Source organism: Mesorhizobium sp. M7A.F.Ca.US.005.03.2.1 (assembly GCF_003997795.1).
In the GTDB taxonomy this organism is placed as follows: domain Bacteria; phylum Pseudomonadota; class Alphaproteobacteria; order Rhizobiales; family Rhizobiaceae; genus Mesorhizobium; species Mesorhizobium ciceri.
This window is the reverse complement of the sequence record NZ_RZRP01001500.1, coordinates 1-649: the sequence shown is the minus strand read 5'-3', so window position 1 is coordinate 649 and position 649 is coordinate 1. Positions and strand designations below refer to the sequence as shown.

Genomic DNA, 649 nt, shown 5'->3' with positions numbered 1-649 from the left:
GGCCACCTCAACGCACCATCTCAAAAGACGGCCGAAGAGTTGGCGATGAAATCCTGTCAGTCCACCCGCGGCCACTACAAAGTCACGACCGGCGGCAGTTGCGAGATCGCGGCCTCGAAGTAGGTACAGCCGACCGCAAGGTAGAGCACTTCCCTGGTAAGGGAGAGGTTTACTCCGAGGGCTTAAAAGGCTCGCGGGACAGCACCCCCCTCTGTCCTGCCGGTCAGAGGGGGGTGTTCAAGCGCCATGCTTCCCATGGACTTCGAACCTTACATGCGGAGGCTCCATGTTCGCCAAGATCCTGATCGCCAACCGCGGCGAGATCGCTTGCCGTGTCATCCGTACGGCTCGGAAGCTGGGCGTGCGTACCGTCGCCATCTATTCGGATGCCGACGCAAAATCCCTGCATGTCGAGATGGCCGACGAGGCGGTGCATATCGGCGCCTCGCCCGTCGGCGAAAGCTATCTGCGCGGCGACAAGATCATCGCGGCGGCCCTGGCAACGGGTGCGCAAGCCATTCATCCCGGCTACGGCTTCCTGTCGGAAAATCCCGATTTCGTCGACCAGGTGACAGCGGCGGGGCTTATTTTCATCGGCCCATCCGCGGCCTCTATCCGTGCCATGGGGCTGAAGGACGCCGCCCAGCGG

Annotated in this window: 1 protein-coding gene; it reads left to right on the top strand. The window is 62.4% G+C overall.

Going from position 1 to position 649, the window contains the following annotated elements; genetic code table 11:
• Positions 1-286: 286 nt before the first annotated feature.
• A partial coding sequence (locus tag EN991_RS38725; protein ID WP_281058864.1) for a biotin carboxylase N-terminal domain-containing protein occupies positions 287-649 on the top strand: 363 nt, incomplete at its 3' end.